Genomic DNA, 16,398 nt, shown 5'->3' with positions numbered 1-16,398 from the left:
AACAAAAATACTTGAAATTATATTTGACTCATTCCTTTAGCTCGGTTTGACATAATAACCAGTCATTTAAACATTTTTGTGTTTGATTCCATTATCTGTTTATTTTTATGGCTATGGCTTCCGTATAATTTAGCTGAGAATACTGTGATTATTGTAAGAACGTCCTCAATTAATTCCTCTTCATACGTTTTATCCTCAGTTTGATTTATTATTTCGATTTTAACTCCATTCGATTTGCATAATTCTTCAAAAAGTTCAAATCCGAATCTTATTAACCGATCCTTATAATGTATAACAACCCTTTCAATGTCTTTGTGTTCTATTAATTTAATTAGTTCTTCGATGCCTTTTTTATTATAATTTAAAGCAGAACCGACATCATTTATTACCCTAAATTGATACCCGTTTGCAACACAATATTTAGAAACAGCATCGACCTGGGTTTCCAAATCCTCTTTCTGCCCTGATGTCGAAACTCTGCAATATCCAATTGTTAATTTATCATTTCTTGGTTTAAATTTATATTTTATTAATAATTCTTCAGTATATCTCCTATGCCCGCCTTCGGTTCTTTCGGGGTTGATTTTCCCATCCCTTTCCCACCTTCTTAGTGTTTCGGGGTTAACGCCTAAATATTCGGCTGCTTCTTTTATATTGAATGCCCTTTTAACCATCAATAGTATACATTATGTTAAATATTATAAAAATTAGTGGTTATTTTGGTTTCAGTTTATATCCCAAAAGACATGGTTTTTCAAAATGAAGAAGCGTTTTTTTCCTGGATTGCCTCTACCTGTTTTCCCTTCACTGAAAAAGTACAGAGAGAGCTGCGTAAAACCTTTATCCTGGAAGCTGTCGAAAGGTATCTTGCCGACTTTCCTGCGGATGCAGGGGGGACTATCCATATCAGGATGATGAGACTGGAAATCGAGGCCCGGCCCCGGAAATCTTAAAGGAAATTGCAGAAGCTATCAGGTTTTCCCCGCAATCAGTTTTTTTTGATTTGTATTTGAGAAATTAGATATTCCATAAGGGATAAATTTACACGGGGAAATGAGCAGGTCCCATATACGGACATACGCCGCGAACAGATTCAGAAAACAAAAGCCTGCTGATCGGCATCCCATTCAGGAGCCGGTTTATTACCAGGAGTGAAAAATATGGACTCCCGTAATTTGGAAAAAAACAGCCGGATAAATAAAGGACTTTCAAAGGAAGAGCTTCTGGATACCTGTAAAAGGGAGGAAAGGGCTCTCGAAGATGCCCTGAAGAGAGAAAAAACTCTGAAGACCGTCATCAATAACAGCCCTGTAATTGTTTTTTTATGGAAATATGAAGAAAAGTGGCCTGTGGAGTACGTGTCCGAAAACGTGATCCAGTTCGGGTACACGGCAGAAGATTTTGTGAGCGGGGGACTGCTTTATGGGGACATCATCCATCCCGAGGACCTTAAAAGGGTTGAAGAGGAGCTCGACCGGCAGACCCGAGAAGGGGCCGTGGATTTCAATATTGAGTACAGGATCCTGGCAAAGGCCGGGAACACACGTTGGGTTAGTGAGCGGACCTTTATTCAGCGAGATGCAACGGGGGAAATCACACACTACCAGGGCATTATCCTGGACGTTACAGCTAAAAAGGAAAACGAAGAAGCTCTCAAAAAGGCCCTTGAAGAGGTGGAAGTGCTCAACACTGTCATCAATAACAGTCCCGCAGTGGTCTTTTTGTGGAAAAATGAAAAAAAGTGGCCTGCGGTCTTTGTATCGGAAAACATTGTGCAGTTCGGGTACACGAGCCAGGACTTTCTCTCAGAAAATGTCCTTTATGGGGAGATTCTCCACCCTGATGACTTCGAAAGAGTAATCAAAGAGCTTTCCCGTTGCATAAAGGAAGGATATAACGATTTCATGATGGAGTACCGGCTCTTTACAAAGGACGGAAAACTGCGCTGGGTCGATGAAAGGACCTTTATCCAGCGAGACCCGAAAGGCGAGGCCACTCACCTTCAGGGGATTGTTGTGGACGTTACAGCCCGAAAGGAAGCCGAACAGCTCCTTGAAATCGAGCGGGCCCTGGGCACGTCCCTGAGCTCGACCTGGAGTTTGCAGACAATGCTTGAAGAGGTCCTGAATGCCTGTTTCCAGGTAGAGGGAATAGATTCAGGAGGGATCTATCTGGTTGACGAACTTGTGGACAAGATAAACCTGGTGGCTCACAGGGGGTTTTCCACCGAATTCGTAGAAAAGGTTTCCACCTTTGAGGCAGGATCTTCCGAAGCAAGACAGATCACGAGAGAAAAACCCAGCTATAAACTCAGTTTTTTTTCTGAGAAACTGCTGGGGGAAGCCCTTGGGGAAGAAGGCCTGCGGGGAGTTGCGGTAATCCCGCTCAAGTATAAGGGAGAGATCATAGGCAGCCTGAACCTGGCTTCCCACAACATGGAGGAATTCGCCCCGAATATCCGCACCTTTCTGGAAACCATTGCCCTTCAGGCGGTGAATTATATCGCTCCTATTCGCATAGAAGCTGATCTGGCCTGACGGTCCGGGGAACTAAAGAATTGGTCAACTACCCCTCCCTGCCAGTTCCGGCAAAGCCGGAACTGTCGAGGAAGGGATCTTCTGCTATTTGAGATAAAGGAGTTGTCCAGAACATTCATAAAAATTAGTAGACATATAAAACTCATTGAATATTTGTTTGAAATTACCGGGAAATAGAGGGGGAATTTTTTGAAAGCGATAGTTGTCTATCTGAGTACTTCGGGAAACACAAAAGCTATGGCTGATGCAATTGCCGAAGGGATTGATTCGAAAAATGTTGATGTAAAGTCTCTGAGTTTTTATGATGTGAAACCAGAAGAACTGAAGGAAGCTGATGCGATAGCCGTGGGCTCTTCGACCTTCTACTACAAAATGCTGCCACCCATGGAAAAGTTCATGGAAGAAACCCTATCAGCCGCAGAACCGCAGGGAAAACTGGGGGCAGCTTTCGGGTCCTACGGCTGGAGCGGAGAAGCACCCATAATGATTGCGGAAAAAATGAGAGACCTGGAAATGCAGGTAATAGACCCTGTGCTCCGCATCCTCCACAAACCCACGGATAAAGACCTGAAGGAATGCAAGCGGCTGGGGGTCGATATCGCGGGGTGGTTGAAACAGCACAAAACTTAAATTTTTGGAATTCGCGGGTAGTTGACAGATCGTCGGCCAGGATCAGCAGCCAGGATTAGCAACAAGGTTATCAGCCCATTACATTCCGGAGCTGTCTTGCGAACTCCTCGGGGTTTTCCGGAACCAGGACGACCTGCCGGAAAAACCCTTCTTCTTTTTTGATAAGGACCGCTCTGGCATGTTTTCCCACAAAAAGGATTTTTCTGCCGTGAATCCTGAGCCCCCAGCCCGTGTACCAGGGAATCCCTTCAAGGATTTCAACGGAACTTATCCCGGAATATTCGATTACGTACCTGAAAGGCGGAAAATAAACCAGAACCTTCTGCCGGGTAAGCTGAAACTTCATGCCGTAAAAGCCCCACATAGAAAAGCCGTAGAGCAGAACTACGAACGCGATAATATGCTGTTCCCCGTTTTCCAGGCCAAACCCATAAAGCCCGAAAATCGAAAACATGTAAATGGCCAGAATCAGCAAAAAACCCAGAGTAGTCAGGACTTTTACCGGACTGCCGTAAGGGGCTTTCTGCTCGTGCAAGATTGTTATTGCTTTTCCTCCTGAACCGATTAATAAAGTCTGCAGGAATAAAAGAGTCTGTATTATTTAAGGATGAATTGATAAATATATTGTAACTATTCAGCCTACTGATAAAAAAAGCATAGTTTCAGCTAATGTTGCAACTATCGGATAATAGCGGCGCTCCATTGAGCGCCGCTCGAATAGCATCCATGACATTCAAGCTATTCTTTCTAATAGTGGATATGTATCCCCGAATTCTGCAGAAAGCTACCGCTCCTTCGATGCTTCGGAAAGTTCCCGAAATCTTCTGTTGTAGCTTCATCATTCTGATGTCTCGCTCTGCTTGATTATTATCAAATGGAACTCTCAGGTCATTGAGGAATTTCAGAATCCTATCCTTGTATTTTATGAACCTATCAAGGAGATTCTTTGCTTTTGTTTGTGCTGGTCTTCCTCTTTTTTTAACCTGTTTTGAGAGGTCAGGAGGTGGATTTTCTTCAATTCCCTCTTTAATTATTTTATCGTATATTTCCTCGAATGCCCTGACTTTTATTGGATCTATTGGAATTTCCATTTCTCTGCATTCGTCGGTATATTTTTTTACTTCACTCAGAAGTTCATTTACTTTTTTAGCCCATTGCTGCTCAAAATTCTCTTCAACTCCAGTGAGGTCCCTCTTAAGATGAGCATTGCAGAGAGCATGTTCACATCCATATTTGTTGTATGATGCCCAACCATCATGAACTACTACCCCCTTGTATTCTGGAAGAAAACCCAAAGCATTCATTGCCTCTGATCCTCTTTTTGGATGTACAAAATAGTATGTCCACAGACTGTTTGAAACAACATGGAGCCACCATTTTGTCCCTAAAACCCTCATTCCTGTTTCATCACAATGTACAGAATAGGCTACCCGTAGATGTTCGAAAACAGCTTTTTCGAAAGGTTCCAATTTCTGGAATAATTCCTTTTCAGCTCTTTTTATGGTAGCAGGGCTGATACGTATTCCATAAAAGTCCTCTGACAAATCACAAATCCGTTTATAAGGAATCAATTGAAAGTTCCTTAAATATACAAGAGAGGATAAAAGGCGAGGTCCATATTGAATAGGGAATTTTATAGAGTCTGGAAAAGTACCTTTGTTTATTTTCCCACAGTGAGGGCATTTCTTGGACTCAGCACGATGTTCGGTAAATATGATGTTCACAGGAGGAATATCAGCTTCTTGCCTGCGTTCACAGTCCCGAACTTCAGTATCTTCAAGATCATGACCACAATTTTCACAGCAGTGAGGGGAATGAAATATTATATGGTCAGGATCCCCAACCATTTCGAAAGTACTTCCAGAATGACCTTTTTGACCACCAGGTTTTTTCCCACTTCTTGTGCGGCTACTCTTAGGTTTAGGTTTTTCATTCACAAAAACGTCAGTAGAAGGAGGTTTACTGCTGTTTTGGCTGTTTTGATTTAGACGAGCCTCTAAAACCCTTACACGTTCCTCAAGTTCAGCAATTTGAGAAGCCTGTTTCTCTATGATAGTCTCAAGTCTCTGAATTACAGCAACGACTGCTTCAGGGCCTTCTTCATAGATTTCAAGAATCTCTTCACGTGTAAGCATGATACTGAAGAGATAGAGTTATTTTATATGCAATTTTTCCTCGAAACGAGGAAAAATTGCCTTTGTTCAAAGTATGGCTGAATAGTTACAATATATTTTGCGAAAGAAAACTAATAGGGGTTCTGGAAACCAGTAAGCTGTAGTTTCTGAAAACAAAGAGGAGAGGGCATGGAAATGAACGACATATCAGAAAGTGTCATTGAAAAGCAGCTTGAAGAAGAGTTTCACATCTGCGAGAACTGTGGATACAGGAGAGGATTTCACATCTCCTTTGCCAAAAAAAATGACATTTTTGAAATAATATTGATCTGTCCGGACTGCGGGCAGAGGCACAGGGTTGGCTGGCCTTTCAGACCTCTGTGACCTGGGCCGCACCTTCAAGCAGGTGGTCGAAGAGTTCTTTTCCCCACTGAAGGCTTTTTGGTTCGGAGCACATCAGACTCTCCCTGTCAAAGAGCCTGGCTTTCGGGAAAAGGGAAATAAGCATGAACCTATCCGTTACGGTAAGGGCTGCAATTTTCATGTCCTCGGGGAGGACAAACATTTTTATGTTTTTAAGATTCAGCATATTTTCCAGGGCTTCCCTATAGTCCGTTTTGAACCTCTGGAACACCGGTTCGGTCAGGAGGATAGAAATTTTAAGGCCTTTTTCCGCAAATTCCGCATATAACGATGTGAACGCCGGATGGAAATAGGCGGAAAAACCATAGACATAGCCGGATTTGAAGACCTGGTCCACAAATTCCCGGTTAAGCTCAAACATGTAGTTAAGGTCAGGTCTTATCAGGGTACATTTCCCGAGTTCCCCCAGCCTCATTCGGAGAGAAATGGGGATTCCCTGGAGGTCCCGTTCCGACCAGTACTCAAAATTCCCCTCGAACAGTTTAAAGGTATTTAGAAGAGGTTCCATCTTTTCAACGATTACCTTGCCGATAACGGAAAGTTCATAATTTTTGTCTTTCTGGAATACAAGCTGCTCTTCTTTCAGTTTCTTAATCTGGGGAAGGATTGAAGTGGGGGTCACGGAAAGGGCTTCTTTTATTTCCTCCATACCTTTGGGGCTGTTTTTGAGGAAAAGCAGCAGGTCTTTCCTTTTTTCAGAAAGAAATATTAAATTGAGCAGAAACGGATCCATCTTTACCCCTATCTTTATAAAATTTTTACTAGCACCTAGTAAAATTGGGTTCAGCCTTTATAAAGATTACTGTTAGTAGTTACGCACTTGAGCTGTAAAACCAAGTGCATGAGGCCATATCAACAAAATTACTCTTTAGATAGTTCCATGTCCCATGCTAATGTTTTTTCATTCAACTGCGTAAGTCCTAACTGTGTTTCAGAAGGGAACTCACTTTTGATTCCGATTTTAGAAGGGGGAAAACATAGCGTTTTTTTCTCCTTTGTACGTACAGGAAAAAGTACAAAGTTTCGGAAAAATAAAAAGGACCGATGTAAAAGAAAAATTTGGATATGTATGATTTATAGAACCCGCTCATCCAGCTCGAGTTGCAGCCCCTCGTTCTGCAATCTATCGGAATCACGGGCTCCCCGAAGTCAAAAAGGGAAGTCTGAGGTCCACGGCCCTCAGGCAATGATTTCCCTTGCCCCTTCCTTGGAAAGGATATAGGCTATCATTGCAGGGTTGAGTTTGCTCTCCCTTGAGATCTTTTCTTCGATCCTCTCAGCCGGTGTACCTTCTAATCTCATTTCCTTGATCTTTTCGATCACCGAAGAAGGAATACTATAATATTCGTTGATGTCTTTCCTGTGTCCCCATACGTCCCCTTCAATAAGCTGGATTCTCTGCATCTCCAGGAACATCTCTATAGACTTTGAAACCGTGCGCCTGTATGATTTCGGAAGCTGGATTACTTCGATCTTCGGACAGGTCTCAACAAGTGCAAAAATGTCTTTGTTCGAAGGTCTGAAAGCAAGGTGTACGATTCTCTCGTTAGGATTCAGCGTGAAAATTTCTTTTCTGGAACTTACGACCCTTATTTTCATACGATTTCCCCCCACTTTTTTGCTATTTTCGTTTTAGTTTATAATAATACACACTCATTATAAATATTTATCTCCCCGTGAAAGGTTTTTTGACACTGTGCGAGAGATGAAAACTCCGGAAAGGAGGAATCATAATCAGGATCGCTTTAAAAATCATTATTATTTGTTTACACCTCATAATTCATTTTTTCCATTTATGTCCCGATTTCTGGCTTTATTTTTTCAAAAAAAAGGTAATTTTTCATTGTATGTAGGCATCCTGAGGAAAAACCCCTCTGCTAGAAGGCCTATGTAAAAGATATGAAATTAAAAGTAAGGAATTTCCAAAAAATGAGGGGAAAAGATTAGAAGTAAAAATAAGGAACATAAGGGTTTTTTAATGCGAAAAAAGGGCAATTGAAGGCTAAAAAGAGGAATTCCCCTGCAAAATAAGCCAATATCGCTAATTCCCTGAGAAATATAAGGTTAATAAAAAAATAAAGGCCAGATACTGAAAAAAATAAGAGAAAAACGGGAAAAAGAAAAAAATAAGGGTAAGAATTTAAAAAAATGAAAAATCTGAAAAAATCAATAAAAAAGAAAGAATATATCCGGAAAAGGGCATAGTAAGAAACGTAGATTTTCCAAAATAATCTTCACAACCCGGCCCTTTCAAGCCCCCACAGAACTCCTGTCAGCAGGGCCGCAGCGAGCAGCACGACTATCCACTGGCTGACCCCCAGGATTTCAGGCAGGGTTGCGTCCCCGTAATATCCTCTGTTGAGGATTCCACCTTCCAGTTTCGGATACAGCTCGGCAAAGACCCCTGCCCCGAGGAGGGTGCCCGCAATCCCTCCCACCAGCACGTCCAGAGAACCGTTTCCCACTGCTCCTGCCATCGTCCCCGGACAGTAGCCTAAAATTCCAAAGCCGATTCCGAAAAGGAGACCTCCGATCACGTTCGTGCCAAGAGCCCCGGCCTTAGGATGAAGTTTTGCAAGCCCCAGGGTTTTGAGGAAATATACCCCCAGCATCCCGGTGACAGTTGCCGAAAGCATGATCTTTACCACCGTGAAATCGGTAAGGAGGAGCTGCCCTATAATAACATTGTAATGAGAAACTCCTCCTTTCTGGAGCAGGAACCCGAAAATAATTCCGAAAAGAAAGCCCAGGCCCAGTTGAAGTTTTTTCCTTGAATGAAGTCCTTCTAACATCCGGTCCTCCCTGCTAATTTATTTCCTAATTTACCGAACCTTCAGGTCCCGGAGAAATAGAGCAAAAAAGCGGCTCCCACTCCTCCTATGAAAAAACAGATTACCGAAATCCAGCTCCCCAGAGTAAGCTGGAGAGTCCCGGAAATCCCGTGCCCGCTCGTGCAGCCTCCGGCCCACCTGGCCCCGAAACCTATAAAAAAGCCCCCTACAAGGGCCGCGAACACCCTGATGAAGGGGTCAGGCCCAAAAGCCGCACCCCAGACGGAAGGGACCCACTCAAAGCGGAAAATACTCGAAAGCCGAGCGGAGATGAAGGAACCGAAAATAATCCCGAGTACGAGCATCCATTCCCAGTCCACAACAGGGGGGAATTTTTTAAAGTAGGCCATCTGCTCCACCTTCTTCCCCCGAAACAATTTCTCAATCATTCCTGCGGTCCGGGCGTAGGCGGTTGAAGTCCCTATAGCCTTATCGGAAAGCAGGAAGGTAAGCCAGCTTAAAATACCTATGCCGATCCCGACCACATGGGGCGACCACGTTTCCATAGTGAAGATTCCCAGGGTTTTGACCTCCGTTTCCTGATTTTCTTATCTTATTTTCTATTTTTTTCTGCTTTCTCTACTTTCTCTACTTTTTCGGCTTTTTTCCGTCTGAATTTCCCTTCCTAGAACAGCTCAGGTCCGTTTTTTGAGGTCACCCGCCCAGGAAAGGGAGCACATCTGGCACTCAGGCCCAAACCCTGCGGCGTTAAAGCCCGTCATCCCGCCCGCGGCATTACAGACCTTTTTAAAACCATGCTGTTTCAGGATGCTGCTTCCCATGCTTGACCTGTGCCCCGTACTACAGATAAGAATAGTATCGGCTTCAGGGTCAAGTTCGGAGTAGCGGGTCCGCAGGTCCGGGACCGGGATGTTCAGGGCATTTTCAATATGGAAGTTCTCGTACTCGGAAGGAGCCCGGACATCCACGACCACGAGAGGTTTCTCTTCCCGGATCCTTGCATAAAGTTCCGGAGTGGAAAGCTGCGGGACATGCTCTGCAGGAAGACCTGCGGTCACCCAGGCAAACGTTTCTCCATTCAGATAGCCGATAATCTTATCAAGCCCGACCCTGTGCAGCCAGACTGCGGCCTCCCGGGCATGGGCCTCGTCATAGCTCACAAGCAGGATCTTTTTATCAGGGGACAGGAGCCAGCCCGCAAAGGTCCCGAAGTTACCCGCTATATCGATGCTATAGGAGCCCGGCACATGTTCTCCCCCGAAGCCTTCATAGCAGCGGGTATCCAGGACAAGAGTGTCGTCTCTTCCGGAAAGTTCGAGAAACTCCAGGGGCGGGACTGCTCTGAGAGAAGAAAGTTCCTTCAGGAAAGCCGGGCCTTCCCCGTTCACGGCACTGCAACGGCTGAAATGGTCCGGGGCCGGGGGCATATAGGTCGTAAGGGCCTTTATGAAATCCGCCCGGTCAGGGATTTGAAGGGCGTAATTGTACTTTCTTTCGTAGCCTATGGTGCTTGTCCGTTTGGCCCCCATGGCTCTTCCGCAAAGCGAACCTGCCCCATGGGCCGGGTAGACCTCGCAGGAATCGGGAAGGGTAAGCAGTTTATTGTAAAGGCTGTCATGGAGTTTGGCCGCAAGTTCTTCGGCCCGGCCCGGGAACAGGTCGGGTCTTCCCACGTCTCCCACAAAAAGGGTGTCTCCACAGAAAAGAGCAACAGGATCCGGACCCCTGGAGGTGTCCGAGACCACATAGGAGATGTGTTCAGGCGTATGGCCCGGAGTTTCAAGTATCCTTATTACCATGTCCTCGATTTCGAAGCTGTCTCCCTCAACAAGCCCCACATGCTCAAACTTGCAGTTCCCGGCTTTCGGGACGTAGATTTTTGCCCCGGTCTCTTTAGCAAGGTCCAGATGTCCGGAAACAAAGTCAGCGTGCAGGTGCGTCTCAAGGATGTGCGTGATCTTTACCCCCATGGCCCCGGCGGCCTCGACGTAGATTTCGGTATCCCTGCGCGGGTCAATGACCGCACAGCTTTCCTTTCCTGCCAGGATGTAGGAACTGTGCGCTATGCCTCTCACAAAAAATTGCTGTATTATCACAAAATACCCCCCGGTTTTCAGATAATTTCTTTGATTGTATTCATTTTGTTAGGATAAAAATGATTTACAGATGAAGATTACAGATGAAGAGTTACTGATAATGATTTACAGACGAAGATTACAGATGAAAATTACATATAAAGGTAAATCAGCCCCACCGCAATGACAAGGAAGATCAGAGTCATGCCCCCTCCGGCCCTCATATAGTCCACGTTCCTGTACCCTCCGGGCCCCATCAGAAGGGCGTTTACCTGGTGCGTGGGCAGCACGAAGGAGTTGGACGCCGAAACTCCCACAAGGAGGGCAAGCCCCCTGGGAGAGAGGCCTGTGGACTCTCCTATGAGCAGGACCAGGGGCACAAGCAGGACTGTTGCCGCAACATTGGACATGGAGAGGGAAAAGAGGGTTGTCAGGCCCGCAATCGCAAACATGATTACCAGGGGATGGCTCCCCCCGACCACCGCCATCACCTTTCCTGCGAGAAATGCCGCCGCCCCGCTTGATTCCATGGCAAGCCCCAGAGGGATCAGGCCCCCGAGCAGGAGGACCGTCCTCCAGTCAACAGCCCTGTAAGCCTCCTCAATAGAAAGCACCCGGGAAAGGACCATGCCCATAGCCCCGGAAAGCAGACTCACAGCGAGGGGAAAACCCGAAAAAGCCAGAAGGATTGCCCCGATAAAGCAAAATGAAGCCTGAAGAAGCTTTGACTCTTCCTTATTTTCCTCCTCAACAGGAGTCAGGAGCACGAAATCCGGATCATCCCCCAGGGCCCTGATCGAACCCCAGGGCCCGTACACGACCACCGTGTCCCCGGTCTGTAGTGGCCGGTCGGAAAAGTCACCCCGAACCTCCTCGGGCCCGCTCAGGAGAAGGAGAGGGTCCACCCCGTAGGTCTTGCGCAGGGCAATTTCCCGGAGAGCCTTTCCCACAATGGAGGCTTTGGGGCGGATGATAATTTCGGCAAACCCGGCCACATCCCCTTCCGAAAGTTCGGTACATATGGAAGAGGCCTTTATCGGAATGAGTTTGTTGTCTGAAATAAAACGCTCAACCTCCTCAGGCCAGCCCAGCAGAGCAAGATCCTGCCCCGGAAAAAGCCGGGTATAGCGCCAGGGGGCATGAGAGATTTCTTTTCCTTCGGCAAAGGCCAGCAGGTGCAGTCCGTACTCCTTCCAGAACCCGGCCTCTTCCCGGGTTTTGCCCGCAAGGGGGCTGCCCTCCGGAATATTGCAGCAAACAATGCGGGAAGGGAGCTGCCAGGTCTCAACAAGCTGCTTCTGAGGTGGAAGAGCGGGAGGATGAGCGGATGGAGTGGAGGGGTCTCCCTCGACCCCGGCCCCCGAACCAGCAATGCCACTGCCACTGCCCCCACCTCCTCCACTCTCAGTCCCCGTATTTTCAGGCAGCACGTACTTTCCAAAAATCAGAAAATATCCGGTTCCGGCCAGGAGCAGGGCGACTCCTACCGGGGTCACACTGAAAAGCCCGAAAGGTTCGAATCCTCCCTGCTTGAGGAGGTCGTTGAGGATAATCAGGGGCCCGGACCCGACCATAGTAAGAGTGCCCCCCAAAATTCCCGCAAACCCCATGGGCATGATTAAGCGGGAGGCCGGAATCCCCGTATTTTTAGAAATCCTGAGCACGGCGGGCAAAAAGATGGCTACCGAACCTATATTCTGCATAAAAGCCGAAAGTGAACCCACAGCGGTGCAGAGCACCCCGAGCAACTTTTTTTCACTGGACCCTGCCAGGGCCACAAATTTCCGGCCCAGCCTGTTCATAAGCCCGGTCTTTCCTATCCCCCTGCCGAGCACCATGACCCCGATAATTGAAATAACTGCATTGCTCCCGAAACCGGAAAAAGCCTGGAGCGGGGTCACAAGTCCCAACCAGGCCAGGCTCAGCATGACAAGCCCCGCAATTATGTCCACCCTGAAGACCTCGCCCACAAAAAGGAGGATGGTGCCTGCGAGGACCAGGAGCGTGAGCAGGATTTCAGGCGTAAGGCTGGGAAAGTAATCCAGGCTTTTTCCCCTCCTGCATGATGATTGCCCTGGGTAAGGTTCTAACCATCACAGGCTTCGTGGTTTTGATCGTAATTCTGTTCTTAGTTTTTCTGATATCAACTTCGGTAATTACCCCAATCATAATCCCCTTTAACAATCGTCTCCTATCTTAAAAAATATAAGCATTCGTATAAAAATTTGTAATTGAAATAAGCCTTTAAGGAAAAAACTACAATTAACTCCTATGTACGAACTTGTCTCTCCCGTGGACCCCCTGGCCGTCCTGAAGTACACAGGGCACATCCTCGTGGCCTTTGCGGCGGTCCTGCTGGTGCCCATGGGGGCGGCCCTCCTCCTGGGTGAACCGGCTGCGGTTTCCATTTACGGGGTGACAGTTCTCCTGACGGCGGTTGTGGGAGTTCTCCTTCACAGGTCTCTTCCGGATTACGAGCTTGAGCTGAAGGAAGCCGTAATCCTTGCGGCCCTGATCTTTCCCCTCTGCTCATTTATAAGCGCGGTCCCCATGGCCCTTTCCACGGACATGCCCTATCCGGATGCCTTTTTCGAATGCGTCTCGGGACTTACCACCACGGGCCTGAGCGTGGCCCCGGCAGGAATGAGCCCTCTTTTTCTCTTTACCCGTTCCTGGTTACAGTGGATTGGGGGGATAGGAATAATCGTACTTGTGCTGGGTGTCCTCATACGGCCAGGGACTACGGCTTTCCGGCTCTACAGGGTAAACCTGGGCGAGGCCCGGGTCAGGCCGGGTGTTATTGCAACTGCCAGACTGCTCGGCCGGGTCTACCTGGGGCTGACTCTGGCTTCGTTTCTGCTCCTGCTCGCGGGCGGGATGAACGGGTTTGACGCTCTTTCCCATGCGCTTTCCACAATTTCCACGGGAGGCTTTTCGACGAGATCCGAAAGCATCGCGGCCTATCCGGGGGTTTTGCCCGCGTTTATGATAGGACTTTCCAGCCTTATGGGAGCGATCAGTTTTTCCCTCTACCCGGGGCTTTTGAAATCTCCCGGAGGTCTGAGAGGAGACCTGCAGATCAGGTATCTTCTGAAGCTTGTAGTGGCAGGGACAGTTTTATTCGCCTTCACCCTTGCCCCGGGCCCTGAGATGCTTGGGTATCTTCCTGCTGCGGCTTTTCAGGTGATCTCGGCCCTTACGACCACGGGCTTTTCGACCATGGACCTCGGGCCGGTTTCGGACGCTTCCAAGGTATTCCTGAGCGTGTTCATGTGCATAGGAGGCAGCATGGGCTCAACCGCGGGCGGGATCAAGATCTTTCGTCTGATTGTGGTCATAAGCCTGATTAAAATGGTTTTTTTCCGCTTTTTCCTGCCTAGAGAAGCCATCACTCCCCTGAAGGTTAACGGAAACGTGATCGAAGCGAATGAGGTTTACAACCTCACAACCTTCGTGCTGCTTTACTTCGGGCTGCTGATCTCCTCCGCCTTCATCTTCATGCTTGCCGGAACCGGAGCCGCAGACGCCCTTTTCGAGGTCTCAAGCGCCCTGGCAACAACCGGGCTTTCGGTTGGGGTTACGAATCCTGCCATGCCTCTGTTTTTGAAGCTTGTGCTCTGTGCGGACATGCTGCTCGGGAGGATCGAGATCATACCGTTATGTATATTGCTACTACCACAGACCTGGATTCGGAAATAATGGATTCAGAGCGAAGTTTGATTGGGAGTTTGAGATTTGATTTGGGGGTTTGAGTCATGAGAATAATCATTGTCGGAGCAAGTCCACTCGGGCTGCATCTCGCCCGAAGTATGATCATGCAGGGAAATGAGGTTATCCTGATAGAAAAGGACGAAGGGCTTGCAAGGGAGCTTGCGGAGGAGCTGGACTGCACCGTCATCCATGCCGAGGGCACTCATCCCGACATCCTGGAAAAAGCCGGTATCGGAGACGCCTATACGGTTGTCGCCTGTACAGGGCACGACCAGGACAATATCCTGATAGGGCTGATTGCCAGAGAGGCGAACGTTGAAAAGATAATCATCAAGACCGACGACGAAAAGTTCACGGCTGTCGGCAGAAAACTCGGCTTCCACTACCTTATCAACCCCCCTCACCTCGCTTCCACGGTCATTGCAGATGCCCTGCGAGGGGTAAACACCGTTGAACTGAGCAACCTCATGCGCTCGGACGTCCGTTTTACAAGCGTGATTCTGGGGGAACACCTGGCCGGAAAAAAGGTTTTAGAGCTCCAGCTTCCGGAAAACACCGAAATCATCGGGTTCTACCGGAAAAAAGACTTCACTTTGACCTGCGGGGAAAAAGATGGAGGAGCTCGCCTGGAAGAAGAAGACGAACTGCTCATAATAACCCGGGCCGAGCACATTAATCGGGTCTATGAGATGCTCAAAGAGCCAGAGGAGTCCACCTCACCCTGATAGATAAATTCTGCATATTTTATCAGGGGCCATTCCGAAGCGAAATAGGAGTTAATATTTTTAGTGAGATGTGCCCGCAAAACCTTGCAGACCTGCTGAATAATTTTAGGTACAGTGGAAACTGATAAGTAGTTTCAAAAATAGAAAAGAGTGCGTTGTGGCAGTGGATGTTGAAATCCTGCATTGCTCCGGCCTCTAATCAAATATTTAATAAGCACACTCTACGAAGGTATTTTGTTATGGCAATGACTAAAAAAGATAAAGGAAGAAAAGATCAAGCCCGCAAAGATAAAGTCGCAGGACTTGAAAAACTGGCTGCTGCTGGTAGCAAGGACGCAAAAAAGAAACTGGCAAAGCAAAATAAGAAAAAATAATTCCCTGATTCTTTATTCCCTATCTGTCAATTACCCGATCTGGCCAAAAATTAAATTTCAGGAAATTGTCAGAAAGCCTTTTCAGGCGCCGGGTAATTGACAGGGATTCCTGTTAGTTAGAAATCAGTACCTTTTGTGGGGTATTGCAACAGCTTCTTTTTTAATTATATATGTGCAGTTTTACAGCAGCTTCTTTTTTAATTAATTTATGGAATGCCCGGCATCCTCCGTCGGCCGTTGAGGACTCGTTTTTCAGTGAAAAACAGGAAAAAATACCCGGCATTAATTATAACTGCCATAAACTCTATTTTCCTGCCCATGCTAATAGGACTTACAGGCACTCCCGGGACCGGGAAAACCTCGATCAGCAAAATACTTTCCGACAGGAGGGGCTGGAAGGTCATTCACCTCAATGAAATGATCCGGGAAGAACACCTTTATTCGGAAGTTGACGAAAAACGGGACGCTGTTGTTGCGGACATGGACCTTGTCCGGGCCCATCTGGATAAAATTCTTGCCGAATGCGGGGAAGGCGAAGAAGGCGAAAAAGGCAGGGAAGGCGAAGACAACATAAGTAAGAAAAGCGGCACTGGTGGAGAAACCGGTGGGACCACAGGTTCCAGGGTAATAATCCTTGAAAGCCACATGGCCCATTACATAGCTGACCTTGTTATCGTGCTCCGGGCCTACCCTCCGGAACTGAAAAAAAGACTTGCGACACGCGGCTACTCTGAAGCGAAACTTGATGAAAACGCGGAGGCTGAAGCCCTGGACGTGATCCTTGTGGAAGCTTTCGAGTGGTGCGAAAAGGTCTTTGAAGTCAACACCACCGACAGGACTTCTGAAGAGAGCGCGACAGATGTGGAAATTATTATAGACCATCTCCTGAGCGGGTCAGAGCAGGAGCTGGAGGCCTATAAACCCGGTTCTTTAGACTGGATCGATTCGGTTTCCTGAGAATTGTGTTTCCGAAAAAACAAAAATTTCCGTAATCGCCTGTGACCTGCTCCTGGGAAT

General features: G+C 47.2%; 17 protein-coding genes and 1 pseudogene. 8 read left to right on the top strand and 10 right to left on the bottom strand.

The features are described from left to right. Positions 1–62: 62 nt before the first annotated feature. Entirely contained in the window at positions 63–674 is a 612-nt protein-coding gene (locus ACZ5QV_RS12195; RefSeq protein ID WP_464600059.1) for an IS607 family transposase, read from the bottom strand. 45 nt (positions 675–719) lie between these two features. Between ACZ5QV_RS12195 and ACZ5QV_RS12190 the strand changes: the two genes are divergently transcribed. From ACZ5QV_RS12190 to ACZ5QV_RS12180, 3 genes are all read left to right on the top strand, one after another. Further along, complete coding sequence (locus ACZ5QV_RS12190; protein ID WP_464600058.1) at positions 720–953, top strand: hypothetical protein; 234 nt, start codon at positions 720–722, stop codon at positions 951–953. A gap of 207 nt (positions 954–1,160) precedes the next feature. Beyond that, the gene (locus ACZ5QV_RS12185; protein WP_464600057.1) at positions 1,161–2,537 is read left to right on the top strand and encodes a PAS domain-containing protein; all 1,377 of its coding nucleotides are present in this window, start codon (positions 1,161–1,163) and stop codon (positions 2,535–2,537) included. 189 nt (positions 2,538–2,726) lie between these two features. Then, positions 2,727–3,167 carry a flavodoxin domain-containing protein gene (locus ACZ5QV_RS12180; RefSeq protein ID WP_464600056.1) on the top strand — a complete coding sequence of 147 codons (441 nt, stop codon included), beginning with the start codon at positions 2,727–2,729 and terminating at the stop codon, positions 3,165–3,167. 70 nt (positions 3,168–3,237) lie between these two features. On the opposite strand, the gene ACZ5QV_RS12175 is transcribed toward ACZ5QV_RS12180, so the two are convergent. Further along, positions 3,238–3,702 carry a hypothetical protein gene (locus ACZ5QV_RS12175; RefSeq protein ID WP_464600055.1) on the bottom strand — a complete coding sequence of 155 codons (465 nt, stop codon included), beginning with the start codon at positions 3,700–3,702 and terminating at the stop codon, positions 3,238–3,240. A gap of 127 nt (positions 3,703–3,829) precedes the next feature. Next, positions 3,830–5,302, bottom strand: coding sequence for an IS66 family transposase (gene tnpC, locus ACZ5QV_RS12170; protein ID WP_464599339.1), 1,473 nt, complete (start codon positions 5,300–5,302; stop codon positions 3,830–3,832). 174 nt (positions 5,303–5,476) lie between these two features. Between tnpC and ACZ5QV_RS12165 the strand changes: the two genes are divergently transcribed. Next, positions 5,477–5,665, top strand: coding sequence for a hypothetical protein (locus ACZ5QV_RS12165; protein WP_464600054.1), 189 nt, complete (start codon positions 5,477–5,479; stop codon positions 5,663–5,665). Here the strand turns inward: ACZ5QV_RS12165 and ACZ5QV_RS12160 are convergent. The 7 genes and pseudogenes from ACZ5QV_RS12160 to ACZ5QV_RS12130 all read right to left on the bottom strand — a co-directional run bounded on the left by ACZ5QV_RS12160 (position 5,652) and on the right by ACZ5QV_RS12130 (position 12,740). Further along, on the bottom strand, positions 5,652–6,437 hold the full coding sequence (locus ACZ5QV_RS12160) for a helix-turn-helix transcriptional regulator (protein WP_464600053.1): 786 nt from the start codon (positions 6,435–6,437) through the stop codon (positions 5,652–5,654). The genes ACZ5QV_RS12165 and ACZ5QV_RS12160 overlap by 14 nt on opposite strands. A 446-nt stretch (positions 6,438–6,883) precedes the next feature. Beyond that, positions 6,884–7,303, bottom strand: a complete 420-nt coding sequence (locus tag ACZ5QV_RS12155; protein WP_464600052.1) for a DUF1699 family protein — start codon at positions 7,301–7,303, stop codon at positions 6,884–6,886. Positions 7,304–7,938: 635 nt separating this feature from the next. Then, positions 7,939–8,496 (bottom strand): YeeE/YedE thiosulfate transporter family protein, encoded by a 558-nt coding sequence (locus ACZ5QV_RS12150; protein ID WP_464600051.1) that lies wholly within the window; start codon positions 8,494–8,496, stop codon positions 7,939–7,941. A 41-nt stretch (positions 8,497–8,537) separates the two neighbouring features. Next, positions 8,538–9,059: pseudogene (locus ACZ5QV_RS12145) on the bottom strand (YeeE/YedE thiosulfate transporter family protein); the annotation flags it as partial. Between the two features lie 111 nt (positions 9,060–9,170). After that, positions 9,171–10,592, bottom strand: coding sequence for a rhodanese-like domain-containing protein (locus ACZ5QV_RS12140; RefSeq protein WP_464600050.1), 1,422 nt, complete (start codon positions 10,590–10,592; stop codon positions 9,171–9,173). Between the two features lie 131 nt (positions 10,593–10,723). Then, positions 10,724–12,541, bottom strand: a complete 1,818-nt coding sequence (locus tag ACZ5QV_RS12135) for an SLC13 family permease (RefSeq protein WP_464600049.1) — start codon at positions 12,539–12,541, stop codon at positions 10,724–10,726. A 46-nt stretch (positions 12,542–12,587) separates the two neighbouring features. Then, positions 12,588–12,740, bottom strand: coding sequence for a hypothetical protein (locus ACZ5QV_RS12130; RefSeq protein WP_464600048.1), 153 nt, complete (start codon positions 12,738–12,740; stop codon positions 12,588–12,590). Between the two features lie 102 nt (positions 12,741–12,842). On the opposite strand from ACZ5QV_RS12130, the gene ACZ5QV_RS12125 reads away from it, so the two are divergent. From ACZ5QV_RS12125 to ACZ5QV_RS12110, 4 genes are all read left to right on the top strand, one after another. Beyond that, a complete protein-coding gene (locus ACZ5QV_RS12125) occupies positions 12,843–14,270 on the top strand; it encodes a TrkH family potassium uptake protein (protein ID WP_464600047.1) in 1,428 nt (475 codons plus the stop codon). 56 nt (positions 14,271–14,326) lie between these two features. Then, complete coding sequence (locus ACZ5QV_RS12120; protein WP_464600046.1) at positions 14,327–15,007, top strand: potassium channel family protein; 681 nt, start codon at positions 14,327–14,329, stop codon at positions 15,005–15,007. Between the two features lie 239 nt (positions 15,008–15,246). Continuing rightward, positions 15,247–15,381 (top strand): hypothetical protein, encoded by a 135-nt coding sequence (locus tag ACZ5QV_RS12115; protein ID WP_464600045.1) that lies wholly within the window; start codon positions 15,247–15,249, stop codon positions 15,379–15,381. Between the two features lie 318 nt (positions 15,382–15,699). Continuing rightward, the gene (locus ACZ5QV_RS12110; protein ID WP_464602105.1) at positions 15,700–16,338 is read left to right on the top strand and encodes an adenylate kinase family protein; all 639 of its coding nucleotides are present in this window, start codon (positions 15,700–15,702) and stop codon (positions 16,336–16,338) included. Positions 16,339–16,398 lie beyond the last annotated feature (60 nt).

Source organism: Methanosarcina baltica (genome assembly GCF_055394095.1).
This window is presented reverse-complemented; position numbering and strand designations above follow the sequence as displayed.

Coding starts and splice junctions, on each gene's coding strand:
- ACZ5QV_RS12115 (WP_464600045.1), top strand. CDS start 15,247: ATGGCAATGACTAAAAAAGATAAAGGAAGAAAAGATCAAGCCCGCAAA.
- ACZ5QV_RS12125 (WP_464600047.1), top strand. CDS start 12,843: ATGTACGAACTTGTCTCTCCCGTGGACCCCCTGGCCGTCCTGAAGTAC.
- ACZ5QV_RS12195 (WP_464600059.1), bottom strand. CDS start 674: ATGGTTAAAAGGGCATTCAATATAAAAGAAGCAGCCGAATATTTAGGC.
- ACZ5QV_RS12185 (WP_464600057.1), top strand. CDS start 1,161: ATGGACTCCCGTAATTTGGAAAAAAACAGCCGGATAAATAAAGGACTT.
- ACZ5QV_RS12160 (WP_464600053.1), bottom strand. CDS start 6,437: ATGGATCCGTTTCTGCTCAATTTAATATTTCTTTCTGAAAAAAGGAAA.
- ACZ5QV_RS12150 (WP_464600051.1), bottom strand. CDS start 8,496: ATGTTAGAAGGACTTCATTCAAGGAAAAAACTTCAACTGGGCCTGGGC.
- ACZ5QV_RS12165 (WP_464600054.1), top strand. CDS start 5,477: ATGAACGACATATCAGAAAGTGTCATTGAAAAGCAGCTTGAAGAAGAG.
- ACZ5QV_RS12130 (WP_464600048.1), bottom strand. CDS start 12,740: ATGATTGGGGTAATTACCGAAGTTGATATCAGAAAAACTAAGAACAGA.
- ACZ5QV_RS12120 (WP_464600046.1), top strand. CDS start 14,327: ATGAGAATAATCATTGTCGGAGCAAGTCCACTCGGGCTGCATCTCGCC.
- ACZ5QV_RS12155 (WP_464600052.1), bottom strand. CDS start 7,303: ATGAAAATAAGGGTCGTAAGTTCCAGAAAAGAAATTTTCACGCTGAAT.
- ACZ5QV_RS12110 (WP_464602105.1), top strand. CDS start 15,700: ATGCTAATAGGACTTACAGGCACTCCCGGGACCGGGAAAACCTCGATC.
- tnpC (WP_464599339.1), bottom strand. CDS start 5,302: ATGCTTACACGTGAAGAGATTCTTGAAATCTATGAAGAAGGCCCTGAA.